We start from the raw sequence: 22,663 nt of genomic DNA, 5'->3' as shown, positions 1-22,663 counted from the left end.
GGCGGGATGCTGTGCGGAGGCGGCAGGGTGATGTCCGGACGCGGCGGGGCGGTGATCGGAGCCGGGGACAGCGGTCGGAGGGCCGGCACCCGGGTGCGGGGTTGCCCGGCGGACCCCTCGGGGTGCGGCCGTTCGACCGGCAGCCGGGGATGCGGTTCGCCGGACCGTTGCACCGACCGGGCCGCTCGGCCCGCAGCGTCGACCCCTGCCGGGGCCGCGCCGCCACTCCGGGCCGGGCCGCCACTCCGGGCCACGCCGTCACTCCGGGCCACGCCGCCACTCCGGGCCGCGCCATCCCTCGGGGCCACGCCGTCACTCCGGGCCGGGCGCGTCTCCGGCGGCGAGCGCAGCGTCGACGGACCGGACGAGCCTGGCGCGGCGGCGGAAGGGGTGGCCGGGTTGGCTAAAGGTCGGGGCAGCTCGGTCGGGGCGGACCCGGCCGGCGGTCGGGACCTGGTCACGAGTCGGGGCCGGACCTCCGGGTCGAGCGGGGCCCCGAGGCCGACGGGCGGTCCGGACGGCGGGACCGGCCGGTGGACCGGTGGACCGCTCGGACCCGCCGGGACGCCCCGAGACGGTCCGTCGCCGGAGCCGGAAGGGCCTGCCCCGGCGGTCGGGCCGGCGACGGTCGGGCCGGGGCGCGGCGTCGCAGCGTCGGGGCCGGACGGGCCGAGCCGGACCAGCGGGACCGGGCCGTCGGCGGGGACGGTGGGAGCAGCGGGTGCCACAGAGGTGCCGGGATGGTCGTCCGGCGCGGTCCCGCTCCGCCCCGACACGCCGGACGAGCCGGCAGGTCGACCTCGGTCCGGCTCAGCTGCTCCAGCCGTACGCCGTGCCGAAGGGCTGCGGTGGGCGTCCACACTCGCCCGTTGCAGCGGAGTCCCGGTGCTGTCGTCCGCACCGGCCCTTCCGGCACCGGATTCCGGGCGCGTCGACCGGGGCAGGGACCGGGGCGAAGCCGGCCGAAGCACCGTGGCCGGAGCGGCCGGGTCGGGTGCCGGCAACACGATGGGTTCGCCGAGACCGAGTCGGGGTGCCGAGGCGCCGGTGCGGCGGACCCCTGGCACCAGCGCGGCCGGCGCCTCGGGCGCTGGGCCGCGCCCGGTCGGCGCCGCGACGACCGGAGGCGGGGTGGCCGCGCCGGGCCCGAGCGGGGACGGATCCGTGGCGGCGGAGGCCGGGGCAACCGGTGACGGGGTGCTCCGCGACGTCCTGCCGGAAGGCGCCGACGCGGCGGCGCCGGAACTGGCGACGTCGCCGGGGGAACCGCCGGGATCCGCACCGGTCCGGGCGGCGGGGGTCGACGGCCGGGTGGACCGACCGGTGCGGTCGGGCAGACTACTGGGAAGCCGTCGAGGCGCGGCGGCGACCCGGGCGACCGTCAACGGCGTACCGGTCCGACGAGCCGGGGAAGGGCGTACCGGCGTCGCCCCGGCGGGCGACGTCGTGGCGGAACGGGTCGGCGGCGCACCTGCGGCCTCGGTTGCCGGACGGGTGTCGGACCCGGGCGGTTCAGCGAGGGCCGGGGAGGGTGGGCCAGGGTCGGGTCGGCGGAGTACCGGTAGGACCCACCGGGCCGGTGCCGCCGGTGCCGGTGCCGGTGGGAGCGGACGGAGCAGGTCGTGCGCCAACCCGCTGGGCGCGTCGGGGCTGACCAGGTGCGCCGGTGGGCTCCGGAAGGCGGGGTTCTGCCAGGTGGCCAGCCGGTTGCGGAACCCGACCGGGTCGCTGAGCGACACCTCGGCGCCGCCGACCAGACCGGTCATCGGTGGCATGTCCCGCCAGCCCGGATCGGCGGTGCCCCGGGTCGGTCCGGGCGCCGGAGCCGGGACCGGGTCCGCGGTGGATCGGGCTCGCTCCCCCCGCCGCCGGAGCAGGTCTCGTAGGCCCATCGTCGGTCACCGCCCCTCGTTGACGCGGTTGTTGATGGCGGCGATCTCCTTGACGTAGCGCCGTCGCTCGTCGTGACGCAGGTCGAGGATCTCGTCCCGGGACCAGTGGAAGTGGTAGGCGACGTACGCGACCTCCTCGTAGAGCCGGTCGGCCGCGTACGTCACGATTCCCCCGGGCGACCACCGGCGAGGTCCACCTCGAAGCCCGAGGCGCAGTGCGGGCAGGTGACCGCCGCGCGACTGTGTCCCTCCGCGTTGATCCGCCGGTAGAAGTCCTGCAGGAAGGCCAGGTCCGAGGCGAACAACTGCTCCACCTGCTCGGCCCGTACATCGGTGATCGTGCCCAGCCGAGTGATGACCATGCTGAGCAGCACCACCGACAGGTACGCGGGATTGTCCTTGACCCTCAGGTCGACCAGCGGGGAGAGTTCGTCCCGGGCGGTGGCCAGCCGCATGCTGCCGTCCCGGTGCACGGTTCCCGTCTCGTCGACGTACCCCCGGGGAAGTTCGAAGGAGAACTCGGTCTGCAGCCTGGGCGGGGCGGACGGGGTGGTGGGAAGGGCCGCCGGGGCCAAGTCCTCGCCGTCCGGCGGCTCGTCCAGGGCGGTGCGCGAAACGGTACGTCGCCTCATCGACCTCGCGGCGTGCGACCCCGGCCGTCCGGGGCCGATGGCAACGCCGCTGCCTCCCTTCACAGGATCGGTGCGGATGCACGGGGAAGGTCACGGATCGCCGTGGACCTCAGGAACTGGTGATCCCCTCGAAGACGATCGTGATCTTCTCGGTGGCCGGGGACGTGTCGCCGGCCCGCAGGTTGGGCCCCTCCCACCGGCTCACCCAGGCGTTGGTCAGGTCCCATCGGCGCTGCTCCGAGTTCTCCGCGTCCACGATGATCACGCTGATGTTCTGCCGGGCCGTGTTGATCGCGCCCTTCTCGTAGGTGTCCTTGATCCATTCGGTGAAGGCACTGCTCTTGTCCAGGCCGCGGGTGATGGTCACCTCGCCGCCCTTCCGGGCCCCCGGGATCTTGCGGATGATGTACTCCCCGGTCGGGGTGACCTGGGTGACCTCGATCGCGTCGAGTTCCACGGTCAGGCCACTGACCTCCTGAACCGATTCGACCCGTGCCTTGCCCAGTTCCACCTGGAACCGGTGGGTAACGAAGGTGTCGCCCGTCTCCGCCATCGCTGGCTACCGTCCTTTCCTTGCCGTCACATCGAGGTCTGTGGTGCGTACGTGTCGGGTCATTCGGAGACGAGGCTGGTGCTGTCGGAGTACTGCGACATCCGGAAGACGACGAACTCGGCGGGCCGCACCGGGGAGACGCCGACCTCGCAGACCACCCGGCCGAGATTGACCGACTCCGGCGGGTTGGTCTCCCGGTCGCACTTGACATAGAACGCCTCGGTGGCCGTGCTGCCGAACAGCGCCCCGGCGCGCCACTCCTCGGTGAGGAACGCGGCGATGTTGCGTCGGATCGTCCCCCAGAGCCGCTCGTCGTTCGGCTCGAAGACCGCCCACTGGGTGCCGAGCAGGATCGACTCCTCGATGTAGTTGAAGAGTCGGCGCACGTTGATGTAGCGCCAGGCGGGGTCCGAGGAGAGGGTCCGGGCCCCCCACACCCGGATCCCGCGACCGGCGAAGGTGCGGATGCAGTTCACCCCGACCGGGTTGAGCAGATCCTGCTCGCCCTTCGTCACCGTGTTCTGCACCTCGATCACGCCACGGAGCACGTCGTTCGCCGGGGCCTTGTGCACCCCGCGTTCCGCGTCGGTCCGCGACCACAGGCCGGCGACATGCCCGCTCGGCGGCATGAACCGGTGCTGCCCGCTGGCCGGGTCGAACACCTTGATCCAGGGGTAGTAGAGGGCGGCGAACCGGGAGTCGTACCCCGCCTCGTCCTGTCGCCAGGTCAGCACCTGCCGGGCGGTCAGCTCCGGCGGCGGGTCGAGGACCGCCATCCGGTCGCCCATCTGCTCGCAGTGCGAGATGACCCCCAGTTGCACCGCCTTGACGTCGTCGAGGCTGATCCGGCCCTGCTGGTACGCGCACATCAGGTCGGGCACCGCGACCATGGTGATCTCGTCGACCGCCTCCAGCCCGCCGAAGCCGGTCCGGGCGTCCGCGTCACCGACGTAGTCGTCGGCGGAGATCCGGGCGGGCAGGCCGGACTCCTCGGTCGGCACCGGCGGTACGCTCACCGACTGTTTCGAGGGCCGGGCCAGCGAGCTCGCCGGTGCCGCCTCCTCGACCGCGATCAGTTTGGACCGTTCCCGTACCTGGTTGACCACGTACGCCTTGGTGTTGCGCTTCGCGGAGACGTCGAACGCCTCCCGTTCCGCACCACCCTGCCGGACGACCAGCCGGAACCGGTCCTCCGGCACGGACTCCCCCTCGACGTCGGCCACCTCCACGGTGAGCTCACCGGCGTCACCGGAGCCGGGCAGGGCGGTGACGGTGAAGGTGCCGAGCGCCACCGGCGGCCCGGCGGCCGTGCGGCCCGTCTTGGTCGTCGCCTCCGGGGCACCGACCCGCACCACGTAGCAGAGGCCGCCGCCGTTGGCGAAGTAGCCGTACACCGCGTGCGCGAGATAGGCGTCGTCGACCGCCTCGCCGAAGGTCTGGACGAACTGGCTCCAGTTGGTCACCAGGGTCGGGGTGTGGAACGGCCCCCTGGCGGCGAAGCCCACGAAGGCGGCGACGGCGGTGCCCACACCCTCGATCGGGCGTGAGCCGCTCGGCACCTCCTCCACATACACCCCGGGTGACAGGTACGACGGCATGACACGCTCCCTCGGGCACGACGGCGATCCGTGAGGAGAAGTCTGGTCACGCCCGGCACCGGCGACCATGACTCGACGGGCGGGCGGCGGGGAAGCGACCACTACCCGAAGGGGCAGTCCGTCGGGAGTGCCGTCAGATGGCGGATGTCTCTCCGGACGAGGGCCGGAGAGGCTCCGCGTACCCGGGGTACACCCCGGAATGTCTCCGCCGCGTGCGCGGCCCGGATTCCCGGAGTGGTCGGATGCCCATCCTCAGGCGACACGATCCCGGCGGGATCGTGCTGGAACCCGCCGCCCGCCAGTTCGTCGAGGCGACCGCGCGACCGCCGTACCTGCACCAACTCGGGCCGGAACGGGGCCGGCAGGTCCTGGACGACCTCCAGTCCGGCAATCTGCCCAGACCCGACGCCGACCTGGACGAGCGGGTGGTGCCCGGTGGGCCCGGCGGAGGGATCGTGGTGCGGGTGGTCCGGCCCTCCGGTGCCATCGGCCGGCTGCCGGTGATCCTCTATCTGCACGGCACCGGCTGGGTGCTCGGGAGTCGCCGCACCCACGACCGACTGGTCCGGGAACTGGCCGCCGGAACCGGGGCCGCGGTGGTATTCCCGTACTACAGCCTCGCACCCGAGGCGTGTTACCCGACGGCGGTCGAGGAGTGTCATGCCGTGCTGCACTGGCTGGCCGGCCCGGGCGCGACCGACCTGGACGGTGAGCGGATCGCCGTGGCCGGCGACTCGGTGGGCGGCACCTTGGCGACGGCGGTGACGTTGCTGGCGAAGCGGCGCGGTACACCGACACCGGCCGGGCAGGTGCTGTTCTACCCGGCCACCGACGCCCGCTTCGACACCGCGTCATATCTGATGTTCGCCGAGGGCTTCCACCTGCGCCGGGACACGATGCGCTGGTTCTGGGACCAGTACGCGCCGGACGAGGCGACCCGGGCCGAGGTGGCCGCCTCGCCGCTGCGGGCAACTCCGGAACATCTCGCCGGGCTGCCGCCGGCGCTGGTCATCACGGCCGAGGCCGACGTGCTGCGCGACGAGGGCGAGGCGTACGCCCACCGGCTGCGGTCGGCCGGTGTCCAGGTCTCGGCGACCCGCTACCAGGGCATCATCCACGACTTCGTGATGCTCGACGCGTTGCGCGGCACCGAGGCGGCCGAGGCGGCCATCAACCAGGCGATCACGTTTCTCAAGCGGGCACTGCGGTTGGCCTGAGCCGGGTGGGCGGATGCCCGCCCACGCGACCGCCGGTTCCCGACCCGCCCCGCGTGCCTTACCCGGAGATGTGCCCTCGCGGTCACCGTCGACTGCCCGCCCGGCGCGCAGACTTGCGAACGGCAGAACATCTTGCGGGCCGGAAGGAGCGCGATGCGGGCCGGGAAGTGGCGCCAGGACCAGGGCGAGCGCGGCACGGGAGGGACGGTCCGTCGCGGTGATGCCGCCTCCGGTGCCCGACCGGAACATCCGATCATGGCGCTTCAGCACGCCGCCGGGAACGCGGCCGTCGCCGCGGCCCTCTCCGGTGAGCACCGCAGCGCGCCCGCCCTGCCGGTGCAGCGGGCACCCGGCGGCACCCAGTCGACCGCGACCGAGCATGCGGCAGCGGACTACACCTCGCGCCTGTCCCGGGGACCGCTGCTCAGCACCGCCGAGCGGGCGGAGATCGAGCGGGCCGGTCCGGGCAGCGCGGTGCAGGCCGAGACCGGGTCGTTCGCGGAGGCACAGGCGTACCTGAACGCCAGCAAGTACTACGACTGGCTGCAACTGCCGCCGGGGAAGCGACTGTACGTCGCCACTCTGGCCTGGGAGAGGCGGGCGGATGCCGGAGGTATCCGCGACACCCCCGCGTACGTGCTGGCCCGGGGCATCAAGATGCGGTCCGCGCCGGAGGGCGACCCGCTGCGCGAGGAACTGGAAGCGGAACTGACCACCGACGTGCGCGACACGTTCGCGGCCACCCTCGCCGCCCAGGACCTCCAGGAGGGCACCGCGGCACTCAGTGCGCAACAGATCGAGGAGTTCAACCGGAAGAACCAGCAGGCCAACACGCTGCTCCGGCGGCTCTTCGTGATCATCCAACAGGGTCTGGAGGTGGCCGGCGCCGAGGGGAAGAACTCGGCGGACCGGCAGTGGCGACGCCACACCGGAGCCGTGGCGCGGGCCCTCGCGCACGGCGGGCGGGTCAACGTCCGGGTGGAGATCCCCCGGGAGGAGACCGCGGAACCGATCGGTGGCAGGTCGCTGCCGGAGTGGTTGGGGATGCGGAACCTGCCGAAGCGGGCGTTCAGCACGCACGACATGACCGGCGGCAGCGAGGAGACGCTACGCGAGGTCGGCGGCGTGAAGGCGACGGCCGGCAAACTCCTCAAGTACCCCCGGCGCGACGAGCGTGGCGCGGACATCGCGGCCGGTGGGATCGGCAGCCGTGACTTCAACGGTGACGTGGTGCTACCCAACGGCCTGCACGGTCACATCCTGCTCGTCTACAAACCGCCCACCACCAGCGACATCGGCTGGCTCCAGATCGGCCTGGAGACCACCGCCCCCGAATCGGTGAAGGACACGGTGCTGCACGCGATCGGGCTGTCCAAACCGGATCCGAACGCCCCGAGGAATCCGGTCGGATACCGCCACACCGCCAAGTCCACCGAGGCGACCGCCAACCCGGCGTCCAGCGTCGGTGGGCTCAAGCAGGACAAGATCGGGACGGGCAAGCTGGACACCATGCGGGTCACGCTCGACGGCGACTGGTTGCGCAAGCTCAAGGCGGAGGACGCCAGACTGACCGAGCAGATCAACCGGGCGGGCAGGGACGAGCGGAGGCTGAGGGAGATCTTCAACGCGCTGGTCGGCACCAGGGACGACTTCGCGCAGCTCATGGCCGATGAGCCGCCGGCCGCCGCTGCGCCCGAGTCCGACGACCCGGACCGGATCGAGGCCGGCCCCAGGTGAGGCCGACCTCGACCGTGGTCGGACGGACACCCGACCCGTGCTCCCTCGACTCACTGCGGCTCCGGCGGGACGGGGCGCAGGATCTTGCCGTTGTCGGAGTCGTCTTCGAGCCGTACGGCGGGCACGTCGAGCAACTCGTTGATGCCGGGAAACCGGTCGGGCAGGGCCACACCGCCCGCGACCGCCGGGGTCGATTGGGCATTCTCGTGGGTACGGGCGTGTGACTCGCCGGCCTGCATCAGGTACTTGCCCGGTTGGCCGCCCGAGGCGACGGTCTGCGCCCGATCCCGCCGGACCACCTGTTCACCGTAGGTGTTCAGCAGAACGGCGCGGCTGTGGATGTTCATGCCGACCTGGCGCGCCGGCCGACCGCCGGTGCCCTTGACCCGCATACCCGTGCTTCGCGCCTTGGCCAGGAACCCGGCGAGGTCGACGGCGTGCCTCGCCCGGTAGTTGTCGCAGAAGTTGCTCAGCTCCGGGCTCATCTCGCCGCTGGCGAGGTACGCGTCGACCAGGCGCTGGTGCACGTCCTCCCGGAGCGACTCCAGATACATCGTCTGCACCCCGTTGTTGTGCAGCCGCTCCATGTGTTCGACCGCCCAGGCGAAGAACGGTTCCGCATGATGCGATCCGCCGATGACCAGACCGTCGTTGACGGTCAGGAGCATGTCCGTCGCGTCGGCCGCCGGCATCGGGACCCCCCGCAGCATGGCGGCCGTGACGTCCCGCCGGGCCTGCGCGTTCTCGGCGCCGGACTCGTTTTCGTACTGGGTGGCCCGCTCCACCGCATCGGTGGCGAGCCGACGGTCCCGCGCGTCCTGGGCCTGCCAGTACGGCAGGGACGCCGAGTCCCGGCGACCCAGTTGCTCCACCATCTCGGCGTTGCTGCGGGCACCGGTGGCACCGCCGGTCATCGAGACACCCGCCTGTAGGGCCACGTTGGTCAACGCGGTGCCGAGCTGATATCCCGCTCCCGGTGGACTCATTTCACTCTGCGAGGTCAGGTCCGTGTCGAGGGTGATGCGCTCCTTGTGCGGGGTCCGCCCGGTAGCCGCCTGGTAGGCGGCCTCCAGATCGGTCCAGGTGTCCGGGTCTTTCACCTGCGTGGCGGGGCGCCGGCTCGAGCGCGACCGGCGTGGCCCCCGGACCTGGACCGACGGGCCGGCCGGTTCCCGGTGCAGTTCGTCGGTGGTCACCCGCTGGACGGACGGTGTGCCCGTCGCCGACTCCGTGGGTGCGGACCCGGCCGCCTGCGACACCCGGTGGACGTCATGTACGGGCGGCGGTGTGCTCAGGGCACGGTGGGCGTTGGCCTCGGCGGCCCGCTCGAAGGTGTCACCCGGGTCGGAGACCCGTAGGCCGTGACCGTCCTCGGTACCGGCGACCGGGCCGGAACGTTGCTGGATGACGTGGGTCAGTTCGTGGGCCAGGGTGTGCCGGTCGCTCCCGCCCCGGCCGAGCACCACGTGCGGTCCCGACGTGTAGGCACGGGCTTCCAACTCCGCCGCCGAGCGTTCGGCGAGCGCACCGGTGTGCAGGCGTACGTCGGAGAAGTCGGCGCCCAGACGGGCTTCCATGTCCCGCCGTACCGGCTCGGCCAGTGGGCTGCCGGACGAGCGCAGCACCTCGGTCACCGCCGATCGCTGCACCGGCTCCGGGTCGTGGCCGTGGTCCTGGTCGGCGCAGCGCAGCCGTTGGACCGCGCGGGTGGCCGCGGCGTTACCGGCCCGGTGTTGCAGGTCCAAGATGGTGGCGGCCGCACCGGTCGGCCCGGCGACGGCCGGACCGACGGGTACGGCACCGGTCTCCGCTCGGGCCTGCTCGGCGCCGCCGGTCTCCGCTCGGGCCGGTGTGCCGGGGCGGGCCGGGGCGTCGCGGCCGGCCGGATCGTGTGCTCGCATCGCTGCCCTCTCGTCAGTGGATCCGCGCGGGTTCCCCGCGTGGTTGATGCGCGCCGAACTCGCTCTCCAGCAGCAGTCGGCCGAGCTTGCGGTACTCCCGCTGCACCGCGCCGACCAGGTCCGCCATCCGCACCGGTCGGCCGGCCTGCGCCGCCAGGTACGCGGCGGTCACCACGCAGGCCCGGATGCTGCCGCCGGCCAACTCGAAGCGGCGGGCGCAGAAGTCCAGGTCCAGGTCAGGGTCGCGGGGCAGCTCGGTGCCGAGGCAGCGGTCCCAGAGCGCCCGCCGCTGCGCCACGTCCGGCATGGCGAAGTCGACGATCAGGTCGAGCCGTCGGGTGAACGCCTCGTCCAGGTTGGCGCGCAGGTTCGTGGTGAGCACCGCGACGCCGTCGAAGGACTCCATCCGTTGCAGCAGGTAGGCGCTCTCCAGGTTGGCGTACCGGTCACGGGCGTCCTTGACCTCCGACCGTTTGCCGAAGATGGCGTCCGCCTCGTCGAAGAGCAGCAGGCCGTTGACCCCGGCCGCCTCGGTGAAGATCCGCTCCAGGTTCTTCTCCGTCTGGCCGACGTACTTGTCCACCACGGTGGACAGGTCCACGACGTACAGGTCCAGGCCGAGGTCGGCGGCGATGACCTCCGCCGACATGGTCTTGCCGGTGCCGGAGTCACCGGCGAACAGCGCCAGCACCCCGCGCCCTCGCCCGCCGCCGGGGCGCATCCGCCACCGGCCCAGCACCCGGTCTCGGTACCGCACCCGCAGCGCCAGCTCGCGCAACTGGTCCTCGACCGGACCGGGGAGCACCAGATCGGTCCAGTCGACGCCGGGTTCGATCCGCCGGGCCAGCCGGGCCAGGCCACCGGCGTTCTGCCCGCGTACCCCGGCGCGCAGGTGGTCGGCGTCGACCCGGTCGGCGCCGGCGAAGAGGGCCAGTTGGTCGGCGGCCTGCGCGGCCCGCCGCACCTGGTCCGGGCCCAGCAGGTACGGCGCCAACTCGCGCGCCGGGTCCACGCCGTCGAGCCAACCGGCGGGCCGGTCCGCGTCGTGCGTTCCACCGGCCGCCCGCCACAGCCGGGCCCGACCCCGCTCGTCCAGCGGCGGGGCGGTGACCAGCAGCGGCGCTCGTCGGGTCCAGTGCGGATCCCACTCGGTCGACCCGGTGAGCAGCACCGGCACCGGCTGGTCGGTGACCCGGCGTAGCAGCCGGGCGTGCTCCGGCCGCCCGACCGGGTCGAGGGCCTGCACCGGGCCGACCACCAGGCCGGCGTCACGCAGTCGGGCCTCCCGCACCGTAGCGGCCAGCGCCTCGGCGGGGGCGGGATCGGCGGCCAACGCGTCCAGGTCGAGCCGGATCACCGATCGACCGGCCCGGACCAGCGCCGCGACGGCCAGGTCGGCGGCGGCACAGCCGGGACGCTCCTGAAGGTAGCCCAGGTCGATTCCGCGGCGCAGCGCCGAGCCGAGCCGAGCGACGGTTTCGGTCCACTCCGAACCGTCCGTCCGGCCCGACCCGTCCGAGGCGTCGGCGTGCGGGGCGGTGGCCTGGTCAGCCGTCGGCCGGGCCACCTCGGCCAGCCGTGCGTCCGGCATGTCGTCGCCGAGCAGGTACGCGGCCACCCGGTCGGGCACCCGCAGCGAACGGGACAGGTACGGCTGGTCCGGCTGCTCGACCAGCAGCAGCCCACCGGCGATCAGCGGCGCCCAGGCGGCGAACCGGGCCCGGCCGGTGGCGTCGCCCGGCGCTCTTGCGCACAGTTCCAGGGCCAGCCCCACGGTCGCCCGGCGTCGGCTGACGTCGTCGTTCAGGTAGCCGTAGAGCCGCTCGTACCGGGCGTCGACGTCAGGCAGCAGCGCCACGAGCAGCACCTCGACGTCCAGCCCGGTGAGAGCGAAGGCGGCTGCCAGCCGACGGAGCCGAGATTCGGTCCCGGCCCCGTCCGCCCACTCCCCCGCCGGATCCACCGTCTCGGGTCCGGAAGACCGGGCCATCAGCCGGTCGATGTCGTCAGGTGCCAGGTACAGGCCCCGGAACGGGTCGTCCGGTTGGGGATCGTCCCGGCGGCGATCGGCGACCAGTCGGGCCACCCGCGCCGCGACCAGCCCGAGCCGCTCCCACAGGTACGCCGTGTCGTCCGCGCCGCTCACCGCCGGTCGTCCCGTTGGTTCGGTCGCCGATCGTCGGGACCGGTTCCGGCCCGCTCCGCCCCGGTGCCGCCGTCGGTCCGATGCCGGGTCGGGGCGGTGCGGGTACGCAGGCCCGCCGGCCGCCCGGCGGTGTCGCCGACCAGCACCGTGCGCTCCTGTACCGGTGGCGCGGCCGGGATCCGGCGGGTGGACACCGGTGCGATGATCACCAGGTCCAGCGACGGTTTCAGTTCGCCACCGAGCGCGCTCCACACGTCGGCCAGCGCCCGCCCCTCACCGGGTGGTGCGGCGACCGACATCGGCACCGCCAGGCTCAGCGCCGCCAGTGAACCGGTCAGCCGGGCGGCCGGCAGTTCGTCGTACCGGACCAGACCGGCCAGCAGGGTGGCGAGCAGCCGGTGCTCGTCGGTGGGCCGGTTGGTCCACGCGGTCAACAGGTAGGACAGCGCGTAGAAGTGCGGCGAGTCGTGCCAGGCCACCGTCCGCCCGGCGGCGTCCCGCTCGGGAACCCGCCCCTGGAAGTGCCGTGACCGGTCCTCCCGGATGTCGTAGAGGAACAGATTCACCGTCGGCGCGTTGCGTCGGGCCGCCCACTCTCGGGTGGGTGGGTCGAACGACACCTCCGCACCGGTACCCGCCATCATCTCCTCCAGGACCAGCCCGCGCAGTCCCTCGTCGACCTCGTGTATCACCGGTCCACTCCCATCGTCGTCACCAGCGCCGGTGCAGCAGTCCGGGTGGCTGCTGGGCCGGCAGGACCACCAGGAACGGGGTACGCACCGGACTGAACCCGGTGCCGGTGGCCACCGCCTGCCGGCCGCCCAGCCGGTCCTTCGGCAGCACCAGCAACTGGGCGGTGAAACTGCCGTCGGCGGCCGGGCGCACCGGCGGGGCGGCGGCGGTGATCCCGAGGTCCCAGGAGAGCCGCAGCGGCCGACCGGGTGGGAAGTCCACGCCCCGGATCGAGGCGACGAACCCGGGCGGTCCGATCGACGGCACCGCCACGATCCGCGGGGCGAGCACCCGCAGCAGCGCACTCGCGGTGTCGTTGTCCGGGTCGGCGTTGCCGCCGGTGGTGAGCACGGTGCCCCGGACGGTCGTGCGCAGCGCCGCGCCCGGGGAGAGCGTCCCGGTGACGGTGGCGGCGGCGCCCGGGGCGAGGTCCGGCATCGGGCAGCCGTCGGCCGGGCAGTTGGCCAGTGCCCCGCCGACCGGTATCCCGCCGGGCAGGGCCGGTCGGACCCGCAGACCGGTCGCGGTCGTCCCGCCGGCGTTGCGCACGGTGTACCTGACGGTGACGGTGCCGCCGACGTACCCCGGCTGCGGGTCGACCGAGACGGTCAACGCCGGATCGGCCGGGCTGCCCGGCGGCGCGGGAACGACGCGTACCGTGGTCGCCGCGCGGTTGTCCGACGGGTCGGTGTCGATCGGGTCGGCCTCGACCGACCAGGTCAGCTCGAAGTCGCCCGGGGCGGTGCCCACCAGCTCGACCCCGATCTCGACGGTACGTCCCACGCCGAGACGGCCCAACTCGCAGCTCAGGGTGGCGAGTACACACTCGCCGACCGGGGTGTCGAAGCCGGTCACGGAGAGCCCCGGTGGCACGTCGAGACTGCCCCGGACGGCGTCGGCGGCGGCCGGTCCCTGGTCGGTGACAGCGAGCCGCAGCGTGGTTCGGCCGCCCACCGTGGTGCCGGGCGCGGGTGCCGACACGGCGGTGGCGACGTCGAAGCGGCGTTGCCAACTCGGCTCCTTCTGCCGTCCGGGCAGGTGCCCGGTCAGCGGCCGGACGCTGCCGTCACCGAGGTCATAGCTCCACAGCGCCTCGGGCGAGTTGTTGTCCTCGGCCCGGCGCGCCGAGAAGGCGAGCCGCTCGCCGTCCGGCGACCAGGCGACGTCCCGCGGCTGGTGCGGACCCTCCTCGCGGTCCGGCACCGGAAGGGCGCAGGATCCGCCGCCGGGCAGCAGCAGCCGGCACCGGTTGTCGGCCAGGTCGACCAGGATCAGGCCGTCGGCTTCCCGGTTGAACACCAGCCGGGTGCCGTCCGGGGAGAAGGCGGCGCTGTCGTCGACGACCGGGCAGTCGTAGCCGCAGATCGCCGCGGTCAGGTCCGTCTGGTCAAGTCCGTCCGCGGCGTTGGCGGTCCAGACGTGCGTCAACATGTCACCCCGATAGGTGCCCCGGGTGAAGGCGAGCCGGGTGCCGTCCGGCGACCAGGCCGGCTGGGCGTCGTCGAGTGCGGCCAGGTCGTCCGGGACCGGCAGCTCCAGCAGGCGCCGCCCGGTGTCGGCGTCGACCACCTCGATCCGCGACGGTGTGCGCGGCGCCCCGGAGCCGTTCCCGGGCGAGTTGCGGACCAGGGCGAGCCGGGTGCCGTCCGGCGACCAGGCCGGGTCCGTCTCCCGGTCACCGCGCCCCCGCCCGGCGATCGGCAGCAACCGTGGCCGGCCGCCGTCGGCGTCCACGATCCAGATCCGTTGGGTCCGGACGCCGTCTACCGTCTCGAACCGGCTGACCGCGATCCGCTGCCCGTCCGGCGAGTACGCCTGCCGCTCCAACCAAGGATCGCCGTCGACCGGAAACCAGAGCAGTCGGGAATCGATGATCGCCCCGGGATCCTCGCGCAGCACCGGCACGCGCAGGTCGCGGGGATCCACCCCGTCCGGACGGATGTCCTGGAGGGTGGCGGTGGTCCGTTCCGGGGCGCTGGTCCGGGCGACCAGCAGCGATTCCGTGTCGGCGCCCGGGGCGGCGTACCAGGTGGGGTGGCTGACGTCGCGGTCCTCGGCGAGCCGTGGCACCACCACGCACAGGCACGGATCGTCCCGGACCAGCACCGAGTAGATCCGATCGACGTTCCCGGTCGTCTCGCCGTCCGGCAGGGTGCGGCTCACGAACGCCACGGTCGCCCCGTCGGCCGTCCACGCCGGCTGCCGGGCCTGCCAGCCGGGCAGCAGCATCCGTACCCGGTCGGTGCCGTCCGGCGCGATCAGCCACACCTCGGGATGCGGGCCGGCCGGCCCGACGGTGTAGGCGATGCGGGCGTGCGTCGGGTTCGGATCCCAGGACGGCTCGGTGGCCCCGGTGGATTCGGCGGTGACCCGGGTGACCGGGCCGCCGTCGGCGGCGACCCGGTAGATCTGGGGGATGGTGTCGGCACCGCGTCGCCCCGCGAAGGCCAGCGTGCGGCCGTCCGGCGACCAGGTCGGCCAGATGTTGTCGCCGGTTCCGTCGGTCACCCGTCGGGTGTTGCCGCCTTCGACGTCGACCACGTAGATGTCCTGCCCGCCGCCGTCCCGGCCGGCCGGCGAACTGTAGGCGATCCGAGTGCCGTCCGGGGAGAGCACCGGCCGGTGCTCGTCGGTCGAATTCCGGGTGACCCGGCGCACCGGGCCCGCGCCTCGGCGCAGGTACACCTCGGTGGTGCGCTCGTCGCGTCGACTCACCCAGGTCGTCGCCGACCCGCGGGCCGAGATCTCGTCGTCGAAGTGGTCGGGTCCGGACTCGTTGAGCGGGGCCGCGGTCGCTGCCGGTCCCTCGCCCCGGACGATCCCCAGGCTGCGGTGCCCGGTGCCGGCGTACGCGATCCGCTGGCTCACCTCGGGGTTCGGCGCCGGGCCGGGCGCCGTCGTCGGAGCCGGCGCGGGCGCGGGCGCGGCCCGGCCCTGGCTGACGAACCCGGCGGTGGGCGGCAGCGCACCGACGAGCAGTACGGCCAGTACGGCGGGGATTCCGATTGAACGTCGCAAGTGGACCTCGGCGGGCGTGCGATGGATGGAGGTGACCGGCGGCCAGCCACCATCGTCCGGCGGTTCCCGGTCGGCCGGTGCGGACCGGGAGGCACCGTCGGGGGCAACGGTGCTGGCCCGTTCAGGCAACCCGCCAACCGGGGGCCGCCCCGGTGCTCAGATCAGCCCGTTGCGCAGGGCGTACGCCACGGCGTGCGCCCGGTTGCGCAGTTGCAACCGGCTGGTGACGCCGTGCAGGATGTTCTTCACGGTCCGCTCGGAATAGGAGAGCTTGCTGGCGATCTCCCCGGTGTCGAACCCGTCCGCGACCAGCCGCAGCACGTCCACCTCGCGGGTGCTCAACCCGAGCAGGGTCAGGCCGCGCGGTTCGAGTATCTGCCGCTGGAGTCGGCCCACCTGGGCCATGAGCCGACCGAGCAGGTCGGCGGGGAGTGCGCCCTCGCCACGGGCGACGGCCAGGACGATGTGGCTGAGCCGTTCGGCGCTCGCCTCGGAGCGCCGGACCACTCCCACCACGCCGTGCTCCACCGCGAGAGACAACCCGGCATCGTCGATCCTGGCCGGCACCAGCACCAGTTTGGCCCGGCCGGCCCGGTGCAGTCGGCGTAGCAGCCGGGCAGCCGACTCGTCGAGGGCGTCGATGACGACCAGCGCGACACTCTCGGGTGTCTCCTGGCCCGGATCGACCACCCACAGGTCCGGCCGGGAACGGAGCTGACTCTCCACTCCCAGCCGCGAGATCGGGTCCTCCGCGTGAACGCTTACCGTGACACGGTGCACAACAACTCCCAGCACAGCTCGACGCCCCGCTCCAGGACGTCCGTTCCGGACGATGCCGCCGCGCCGGTGTTGCACGGCGGTACGGCAGAGGGTGCCGGACGAGACTTCGCGGGCACCTAACGCGGACCTAACGGGCAACGCTTCTGCCCGCACCTGTACCCCGGCGGCCCGTTCCGGCCGCTCCCGCCGCGCCTACGGTCGGGGACATGAGCATCTCGTTGGGCCTGGTGGACACTCCGGCGGTGGTCGTGCCGGGCGAGAGCGTCGACATCCCGGTGACGGTCCGGAACTCGGGTGACGTCGTCGAGGGATACGACCTCGACGTGGTCGGCATGCCGAGCACCTGGGCGACGTTCGACCCACCGAGGGTCTCCCTCTATCCCGGCGCGAGCCAGACCGTCACGCTCACCGTCCGACCACCCCGGTCCTCCGAGGTCCGCGCCGGAGAGCTGCCGTACGGCGTCCGGGTGGTGCCGTCCGAGGCACCGCAGACGGCCACGGTCGAGGAAGCCGTGCTGACCATCGCGCCGTTCTCCGAGGTGACCGGGGAACTTCGGCCGCAGGTGCGCCGGGCGCGACTCGGCGCCCGCTACCGCCTCGCCGGGGTCAACGGCGGCAATGTCGAGGAGACGCTGACCGTCACCGCCGTCGACGGTGCCGAACAGCTGAACTTCGCGCCCCGACCGAGGCCGACGACCCTGGCCGCGGGCGAACAGTACGCGACCGTCCTCGGCGTACGGGCCCGGCGACTGCTCTGGCGAGGCACCCCGAGACACCTGCCGTTCCGGGCCGTGCTGAGCGACACGACGGGCCGGGCCGTCACCCTGGACGGCACCCTGGTGCAGCAGCCTGTTCTCTCCGCCTGGCTGCTCAAACTGCTTGCCTTGCTGCTGGCTCTGCTGCTGCTCCTGCTCGCCCTCTGGTTCGGGCTGCTGCGTCCGGCGGTGACGTCCGCAGCCCGGGAGGCCGTCGACGAGGGCATGGCGCAGGTCGCGACCGAGGCGGAGGTGGCGGCGAGCGAGGCTGCCGGCGCGGCGGCGCGAGACGCCGTCGAACAGGAGCGCGCAGCGGCTCCCACCGCACCTCCGGCGCCGCCGCCGGCGACCCCCGGCGGCAACGAGGGTGCCAGCGGGGACGGACAGTTCGCCACCGCGCTGGTGCTGCGGACCAACCCCGGAGGGTCGGCGTCGCGCAGCTACACCGTGCCCCGCAACCGGGTGCTCCTGATCACGGATTTCCTGGTGGACAACCCGCAGGGAGACACCGGGACCCTGACCGTGACCGCCGACGACGTCCGAGTGGTCACCTACGGACTGGAGAACTTCCGTAACCAGGACTACCACTCGGTCACCCCGATCAGGGTGCCGGCCGGAGCCCAGGTGACCCTCACCGTCGTCTGCCGGCAACCGGGCACCCCGGTAGGCGCTCCCACGCCGAGGACCTGCCAGGAAGGGCTCTACCTCAACGGCATCCTCGCACGGTCCGCCCGTACGGGCTCCTGAAGCGGCGTACCGGTCGACGGTCGCGGCGTTGATCCGCAGCAGGCAGGCAACCGGCACCACCACCGCGGCGGGCGCCACGCCACGGTACTGGCTCCTCGATGGGCCCGCGTCGGTACGGACGGGTGACCTGCCCGTCGGATAGTTTGCCCTATGCCCGTCATCGATCTGAGTGCGCCGGCCCGCCCTCCGTCGCCTCGCAGGACGACGAAACCGCGGCTCGTGGCGGCGCTGGCAGTCTTCGGGCTCGGGTCCCTCAGCGGCGAGCCGGTGAACCCGCAACAGCTTGCCCTTGAGGTACGGTGCGAGTCCTGGCAGGAGGCCATCGCGAGTGAGGTACGTCCGGCCACCGCTCCGGTAGGAGGTGCCCCGTCCGGGGCAACCGCCCGAGCGCGCGTGGTGGCCATCATGGATGGTCGAAGCGGCTGCGTCGTGTCGATGCATCGATGGAGGGAATCGCCGTTGGTGTTCCAGTCCGGGGATCGCGACCTGGTCGCCATCGTCCAACTGGACGGCGACCGCGAGCGCTGGACGGTGCTGGTGTCGGGCAAGCCGCTGGGCGAAAACCTCGTGCGGTGGGAGGGCGACGACCTGGACGCCGGACTGTCGCGGGTGAGGGCCACACTTCGGGAGCGGGTTCCGGGACTGCTCGACTGACGGCTGTCTCGCCGGCGGCGTTGCCAGCGATCGTGGTGAGCCGATTTCCACGGCGACCGCGGTCATCGGGGTGTGGCGGTGACCTGGGCGCGGGTGGCCAGGGCGAGTTGCACCAGCTCCTCATCGGCACGCATCTCGACATCGGCATTGCCCAGGTACATCGGGGCGCGGTGCCGGGCGGCGATCAGACGGTCGAGTACGGGGACCACCGGCTGAGCGTGTGGGCCCATCGCGGCGAGGGCCTTCATGGCGGGCTGCGCGTACGCCTGTTCGTCGAGGTACCGGGCGAGCGTGCTCAGCAGCAATGGAGCGACTGATGGCCCGTGGTGGCGCCAGTACGCGGTCGCTGACCTGGCCTGGGCCCATCCCCGCTGGTTGAACAGGTGGTTCAGTTGCCGGACCTGCCGATCGGTGAGGCCACCGTGCTGGGCCAGCCAGTCGAACAGGTCCGGGGCGATGCGGCAACGGCGCAGCTTCTCCGGGCGGGCAGCAAGGTAGTCGTCCGCGATGCGCCGGTCCCCCGTGAGTCGGTACGCAGCCACGAGTGCGGGACATCCGTGCGGTGCCTCGTGGCAGGGTTTCGGATGGTCAGCCAGCGTCTGCCGCGCTGTCTGGACCAGGGGCGTCGGATCGGGTGCTGCGGTGGCGACCGTGGCGAGGGCGTCCGCGAGCCGGGGATGTGGATTCTCGCGGCGCAGCAGACGCAGCAGCTCCGGGATCGCGCGGGGCTCCCCGACGCAACCCAGCGCCACCGCGATGGTCGTCGACATGGCCGGCTCGGCCAGCATCGACGTCAGCTGATCGGCGAGCAGGCGGGTCGCGCCAAGTGATGCGCACACCACATCGACAGCCGCGGTCCGTACCGCCGAGGGCGGCTCGGTGAGTACGGCCGACAGCACGGGTGCCAGCCGGGTCGGGGCGGCTCGCCACCTCCGCATGGCCTCCGCCGCTATCGCCAGACCCGCCTGACGAACCGACTCCCCCTCGCCTGCGCCTACCAACCGCGCCACCGTCGCATAGGCGTCCTGCTCCCGGTCCCTACGTGTGAAGGCGATCGCCCACATCTCACCGGCGTAGCGGGAGATCCGTCCGCCCTCCCCGCCGAGAGCCTCGGCCGCCGGCACCAGGTCGGCGCGCACCGCGATGTCCAGCATCGGCCAGTCAGGTGGGTCTGCCGTCAGTAGGGCCGCGCAGGCACCGAGGAAACGTACGGACGCAAGCTGATCGCGTCGCATCCGCTCGACCATGTCGCCCCACCGGTCGCCGTGGTCGCTGCGCTGGAGCAGCTGAAGCCACGATGCCTCGGCCAACGCCGTTCGTGTGATCGGGTCAGCTGAGCCGAACAGCCGCAGCATGGTCTCGTTCGCGTCGGTCGCCGCCGCGTAGAACCAGGCTGCCGCACGTCGTACCCGCTCATCGGGATCGTTGAGGGCGGCCGCCGCGGCCTCAGCGACCATCGGCCACCGGTCCGACTGCGGACACAGGTCGGTAAGGAACGCCAGGACCGTCAGCCGGAGGTCGGGCGAACAATCGACAGCGCGGACCAGCAGATGCCGTACGACCTCACCGCCGCGGTCCCGTTCGACCGCCTCGAACGCCCGCGACCGGGCAGGACCGTACCTACCGATCTCACCGGTGCGGAGAGCGTCGTCCAACCAGGCCAGATTCGCCGATCCATCCATCGGCTCCGGCTCGCTCATCGAATGGGGCGTGGGCCGCCCTTCACGTCAGACACGACCCAGATCGCGAGGCATCGCGACGGCATTCGCAACCGACAACCGGGTGCCCCGCCAGCCTTTTCGGACCAGTCTCCTCAACGGACCATCGGGAGCCGCCGACCCTTGGCCAAATCATCTTAGTCATTAAGATGTTTGGATGAGCACATCATCCGACTTCTCCGTGGCGATCTCCGGCGCCGGCCTCTCCGGCCTCTGCCTGGCCCAGCACCTGATGCGCAACGGCATCGACGTGCACGTCTACGAACGCGACCCGGGCCCCTTCGTCCGGCAGCAGGGCTACCGCATCATCCTCGACCGGTACGGGCTGGAGGCGCTGCGCACCAGCCTGCCCCGCCCGCTGTACCCCCTGGCGTTGGCCACCGGCGATGAGCCCGGCGGGCAACTGCGCTTCACCGACCGGCGCCTCCGGGACGCCTTCACCATCACCTTCAAGGACAAGACGCACGCGACCCGTCAGGTCGACCGGCAGACCCTGCGATCGATCCTGCAGTCCGGGCTGGACGGACGCATCCACTACGGCAAGGCCGCCGTCGCGGTCGACGACAGCGACCCGGCGAGGCCGCGTCTGCTGTTCTCCGACGGCACAGCCGCCCCGGCCACCGTCGTCGTGGGCGCCGACGGCGTCGGCTCCCCGCTACGCACGCAGCTCATGCCGGAGGCCGACCCGGTGCCCACTGCGATGGCGGGAATCTACGGCCGGACACCGCTGCGGCGGAACGGTGCGAGCATCATCCCGGACGCGCTGCGTACCAGCGGGGTTCTGGCCATCGCCGACCGACCGGGCCGCGCCTTCTTCTTCACCTCGATGCGTTTCGCCGAGAGCCCACGGGAGGCCTTCGCGCGTCTGGCCCCGGGCAGCTACGCGCCCACCGGTGAGGACTACGTCATGTGGGGACTGCTGCTGCGGCAGGAGGAAGTGCCCGAGGGCACCCGCCGGGACCTGCTGGCGCTGTGGAACCTGGCCACCCGGATGGGTACGGATTTCCATCCGCTCATCCGTCGGCTGGTCGAAGCGGCCGAACTGGACACCATGGTGCTGAACTCCTTCGCCACCGGCCGACGGCCGAACCGGTGGGCGGTGCCCCGGGCCACGATGATGGGCGACGCCGTGCACGTCATGCCGCCGTTCGGTGCCCACGGCGGCAACACCGCACTCCGCGACGCCGCCCTGCTGGGCCGCAGGCTGGTCGAGGCCCGCGCGGGCGGGTTGCCGGTGGAGCAGGCGATCGCCCGCTACCAGGAGGAGATGGTGCCGTACGCCTTCCGCGCCGTCGACACCGCCGCCGCGCTGATGCGCCGCCTCACCGGAAGCGCGGCCGCACCCCACTGGGTGCTGACCCGCGTCTTACCTCGGCTGCACCGGGTCACCGTACCGGAGGCATGATTGCCGGCATGTCCGACGAGTTGGCCCGTAAGTCCGCGATCGCCGACCTGATGCGTGCGGGACGGGAGATGTCACGGCTGTCCATGGTGTTCCGCAACGCCATCGCGGAACAGTTGGGCCTCACCGTCAGCGACCTGGAGTGCCTGGACCACCTGGCCGACGTCGGGTCCGCCACCGCAGGGCAGATCGCCGAGCGGACCAACCTCACCACCGGGGCGGTGACCAGCATGCTCCGCCGCCTGCAGCAGGCCGGCTACGTGACCGCCGAACGCGACCCGGCGGACCGGCGGCGGGTGATCGTCACCCTGCGGCCGGAGCGGGTCACCGACCTGGAGCGACCGTACGAGCGGTTCGCCGAACAGACCGGACGCCTGATCGCGGGCTACAGCGTCGAGGAGGTCATGCTGCTGGCCCGACACTACGGCCGCATGCAGGCGATGTACCTGGCCGAGTTGGAGCGCCTGCGCAGCGGTACCCCGGAGACAAGTAGTTCGCGCCACCGATCTCCTGCGAGGCAGACCGAGGGGTGAGCCGCCCATGCAGCAACTCGCCCCTCACGACCGTGAAACTACGGATGGACCATGACCGCCGGCTAGTCCTGCCAGACGTTCAAAGCCCACACGAGGACGTACCAGACGCAGACGTACTCCCGCCCGGAGGCGATTCCGGCGATGTGGCAGCTGACCGGGTCGGGGAAGACACCTTGGAGTCCCCAGCCACCCGCTGCCAGCGTGACCGGCGCCGCGCTCACCGCCGAGTTGACGGCGGAGACCGGGGCGGCCTGGGCACCCCCGGCCGTCGTACCCAGGCCACCGACCACCAGGGTGGCGACCACGACTGTCCCGGCCAGCCGCTGCCGCAACGATCTTTTACGCATCGTGCCTCCTCTTACCAACCAGACCGGATTGTCCGGCCATCGGTTTGACGATGCGGAAATGCTAAGCCTGTAAAGAACGCTGACAGGCGGTCCATAATCCGACTACCGCACCGGCGGCAAGACCATTTTCGACCACCCGATTCCGATCGTGGAGCGGCGATTGAGCCGCTGACCCGGCGTTTGCCACCAGTGATCTCAGTACCTCGGCTGCGGCGACTTACGGTGCTAGTACGGCAGCCGCCGTTTGAGATTTCGCTGATGGGAGCGGGTAGAGGTGGCGCGGCCACCGCGTGATCGTCTG

The 22,663-nt window shown here is 72.5% G+C and carries 17 protein-coding genes and 1 pseudogene; 6 read left to right on the top strand and 12 right to left on the bottom strand.

Annotated features, from left to right (window positions below):
* The 5 genes and pseudogenes from ACLQ2T_RS27500 to ACLQ2T_RS27480 all read right to left on the bottom strand — a co-directional run.
* A pseudogene (locus ACLQ2T_RS27500) lies at positions 1–272 on the bottom strand (hypothetical protein); the annotation flags it as partial.
* Between the two features lie 1,626 nt (positions 273–1,898).
* Positions 1,899–2,057 carry a DUF6760 family protein gene (locus ACLQ2T_RS27495; RefSeq protein WP_327026489.1) on the bottom strand — a complete coding sequence of 53 codons (159 nt, stop codon included), beginning with the start codon at positions 2,055–2,057 and terminating at the stop codon, positions 1,899–1,901.
* Complete coding sequence (locus tag ACLQ2T_RS27490) at positions 2,054–2,524, bottom strand: hypothetical protein (protein ID WP_425769260.1); 471 nt, start codon at positions 2,522–2,524, stop codon at positions 2,054–2,056. Before ACLQ2T_RS27490 ends, ACLQ2T_RS27495 begins: the two co-directional genes overlap by 4 nt.
* Before the next feature lie 109 nt (positions 2,525–2,633).
* On the bottom strand, positions 2,634–3,077 hold the full coding sequence (locus tag ACLQ2T_RS27485) for a phage tail protein (RefSeq protein ID WP_425769259.1): 444 nt from the start codon (positions 3,075–3,077) through the stop codon (positions 2,634–2,636).
* A gap of 59 nt (positions 3,078–3,136) precedes the next feature.
* Positions 3,137–4,675: a phage tail sheath family protein gene (locus tag ACLQ2T_RS27480; RefSeq protein WP_425769258.1), complete on the bottom strand. Its 1,539-nt coding sequence runs from the start codon at positions 4,673–4,675 to the stop codon at positions 3,137–3,139.
* A 242-nt stretch (positions 4,676–4,917) separates the two neighbouring features.
* On the opposite strand from ACLQ2T_RS27480, the gene ACLQ2T_RS27475 reads away from it, so the two are divergent.
* Both ACLQ2T_RS27475 and ACLQ2T_RS27470 read left to right on the top strand, forming a co-directional pair.
* Positions 4,918–5,892 carry an alpha/beta hydrolase gene (locus ACLQ2T_RS27475; RefSeq protein ID WP_425769257.1) on the top strand — a complete coding sequence of 325 codons (975 nt, stop codon included), beginning with the start codon at positions 4,918–4,920 and terminating at the stop codon, positions 5,890–5,892.
* 255 nt (positions 5,893–6,147) lie between these two features.
* Positions 6,148–7,629 (top strand): hypothetical protein, encoded by a 1,482-nt coding sequence (locus ACLQ2T_RS27470; RefSeq protein WP_425769256.1) that lies wholly within the window; start codon positions 6,148–6,150, stop codon positions 7,627–7,629.
* A gap of 50 nt (positions 7,630–7,679) precedes the next feature.
* Here ACLQ2T_RS27470 and ACLQ2T_RS27465 read toward each other — a convergent pair whose 3' ends face one another.
* The 5 genes from ACLQ2T_RS27465 to ACLQ2T_RS27445 all read right to left on the bottom strand — a co-directional run bounded on the left by ACLQ2T_RS27465 (position 7,680) and on the right by ACLQ2T_RS27445 (position 16,206).
* Positions 7,680–9,530: an eCIS core domain-containing protein gene (locus ACLQ2T_RS27465; protein ID WP_425769255.1), complete on the bottom strand. Its 1,851-nt coding sequence runs from the start codon at positions 9,528–9,530 to the stop codon at positions 7,680–7,682.
* 13 nt (positions 9,531–9,543) lie between these two features.
* A complete protein-coding gene (locus ACLQ2T_RS27460; RefSeq protein WP_425769254.1) occupies positions 9,544–11,676 on the bottom strand; it encodes an ATP-binding protein in 2,133 nt (710 codons plus the stop codon).
* Positions 11,673–12,368 (bottom strand): DUF4255 domain-containing protein, encoded by a 696-nt coding sequence (locus ACLQ2T_RS27455; protein WP_425769253.1) that lies wholly within the window; start codon positions 12,366–12,368, stop codon positions 11,673–11,675. Before ACLQ2T_RS27455 ends, ACLQ2T_RS27460 begins: the two co-directional genes overlap by 4 nt.
* Positions 12,369–12,387: 19 nt before the next feature.
* A complete protein-coding gene (locus ACLQ2T_RS27450) occupies positions 12,388–15,426 on the bottom strand; it encodes a hypothetical protein (RefSeq protein ID WP_425769252.1) in 3,039 nt (1,012 codons plus the stop codon).
* Positions 15,427–15,582: 156 nt separating this feature from the next.
* Positions 15,583–16,206 carry a LuxR C-terminal-related transcriptional regulator gene (locus ACLQ2T_RS27445; protein ID WP_425769251.1) on the bottom strand — a complete coding sequence of 208 codons (624 nt, stop codon included), beginning with the start codon at positions 16,204–16,206 and terminating at the stop codon, positions 15,583–15,585.
* 206 nt (positions 16,207–16,412) lie between these two features.
* On the opposite strand from ACLQ2T_RS27445, the gene ACLQ2T_RS27440 reads away from it, so the two are divergent.
* Both ACLQ2T_RS27440 and ACLQ2T_RS27435 read left to right on the top strand, forming a co-directional pair.
* A complete protein-coding gene (locus tag ACLQ2T_RS27440) occupies positions 16,413–17,708 on the top strand; it encodes a hypothetical protein (protein WP_425769250.1) in 1,296 nt (431 codons plus the stop codon).
* Between the two features lie 393 nt (positions 17,709–18,101).
* Complete coding sequence (locus ACLQ2T_RS27435; RefSeq protein ID WP_425769249.1) at positions 18,102–18,362, top strand: hypothetical protein; 261 nt, start codon at positions 18,102–18,104, stop codon at positions 18,360–18,362.
* Positions 18,363–18,424: 62 nt separating this feature from the next.
* On the opposite strand, the gene ACLQ2T_RS27430 is transcribed toward ACLQ2T_RS27435, so the two are convergent.
* On the bottom strand, positions 18,425–20,062 hold the full coding sequence (locus ACLQ2T_RS27430; RefSeq protein ID WP_425769248.1) for a hypothetical protein: 1,638 nt from the start codon (positions 20,060–20,062) through the stop codon (positions 18,425–18,427).
* 175 nt (positions 20,063–20,237) lie between these two features.
* Between ACLQ2T_RS27430 and ACLQ2T_RS27425 the strand changes: the two genes are divergently transcribed.
* Entirely contained in the window at positions 20,238–21,485 is a 1,248-nt protein-coding gene (locus ACLQ2T_RS27425; protein WP_425769247.1) for an FAD-dependent oxidoreductase, read from the top strand.
* Between the two features lie 8 nt (positions 21,486–21,493).
* Positions 21,494–22,015, top strand: coding sequence for a MarR family winged helix-turn-helix transcriptional regulator (locus ACLQ2T_RS27420; protein ID WP_425769246.1), 522 nt, complete (start codon positions 21,494–21,496; stop codon positions 22,013–22,015).
* A gap of 62 nt (positions 22,016–22,077) precedes the next feature.
* Here the strand turns inward: ACLQ2T_RS27420 and ACLQ2T_RS27415 are convergent, their stop codons facing one another.
* A complete protein-coding gene (locus tag ACLQ2T_RS27415; protein ID WP_425769245.1) occupies positions 22,078–22,362 on the bottom strand; it encodes a hypothetical protein in 285 nt (94 codons plus the stop codon).
* Positions 22,363–22,663 lie beyond the last annotated feature (301 nt).

The organism is Micromonospora sp. DT229, assembly GCF_049844505.1.
In the GTDB taxonomy this organism is placed as follows: Bacteria; Actinomycetota; Actinomycetes; order Mycobacteriales; family Micromonosporaceae; genus Micromonospora.
The sequence above is the reverse complement of the archived record's forward strand: the minus strand, read 5'-3'. Positions and strand labels throughout refer to the sequence as shown.

Bases quoted from the DNA above. Each gene is read 5' to 3' on its own strand.
- ACLQ2T_RS27490 (WP_425769260.1), bottom strand. From the start codon at position 2,524: ATGAGGCGACGTACCGTTTCGCGCACCGCCCTGGACGAGCCGCCGGAC.
- ACLQ2T_RS27485 (WP_425769259.1), bottom strand. From the start codon at position 3,077: ATGGCGGAGACGGGCGACACCTTCGTTACCCACCGGTTCCAGGTGGAA.
- ACLQ2T_RS27480 (WP_425769258.1), bottom strand. From the start codon at position 4,675: ATGCCGTCGTACCTGTCACCCGGGGTGTATGTGGAGGAGGTGCCGAGC.
- ACLQ2T_RS27475 (WP_425769257.1), top strand. From the start codon at position 4,918: ATGCCCATCCTCAGGCGACACGATCCCGGCGGGATCGTGCTGGAACCC.
- ACLQ2T_RS27470 (WP_425769256.1), top strand. From the start codon at position 6,148: ATGGCGCTTCAGCACGCCGCCGGGAACGCGGCCGTCGCCGCGGCCCTC.
- ACLQ2T_RS27465 (WP_425769255.1), bottom strand. From the start codon at position 9,530: ATGCGAGCACACGATCCGGCCGGCCGCGACGCCCCGGCCCGCCCCGGC.
- ACLQ2T_RS27440 (WP_425769250.1), top strand. From the start codon at position 16,413: ATGAGCATCTCGTTGGGCCTGGTGGACACTCCGGCGGTGGTCGTGCCG.
- ACLQ2T_RS27430 (WP_425769248.1), bottom strand. From the start codon at position 20,062: ATGAGCGAGCCGGAGCCGATGGATGGATCGGCGAATCTGGCCTGGTTG.
- ACLQ2T_RS27425 (WP_425769247.1), top strand. From the start codon at position 20,238: ATGAGCACATCATCCGACTTCTCCGTGGCGATCTCCGGCGCCGGCCTC.
- ACLQ2T_RS27420 (WP_425769246.1), top strand. From the start codon at position 21,494: ATGTCCGACGAGTTGGCCCGTAAGTCCGCGATCGCCGACCTGATGCGT.
- ACLQ2T_RS27415 (WP_425769245.1), bottom strand. From the start codon at position 22,362: ATGCGTAAAAGATCGTTGCGGCAGCGGCTGGCCGGGACAGTCGTGGTC.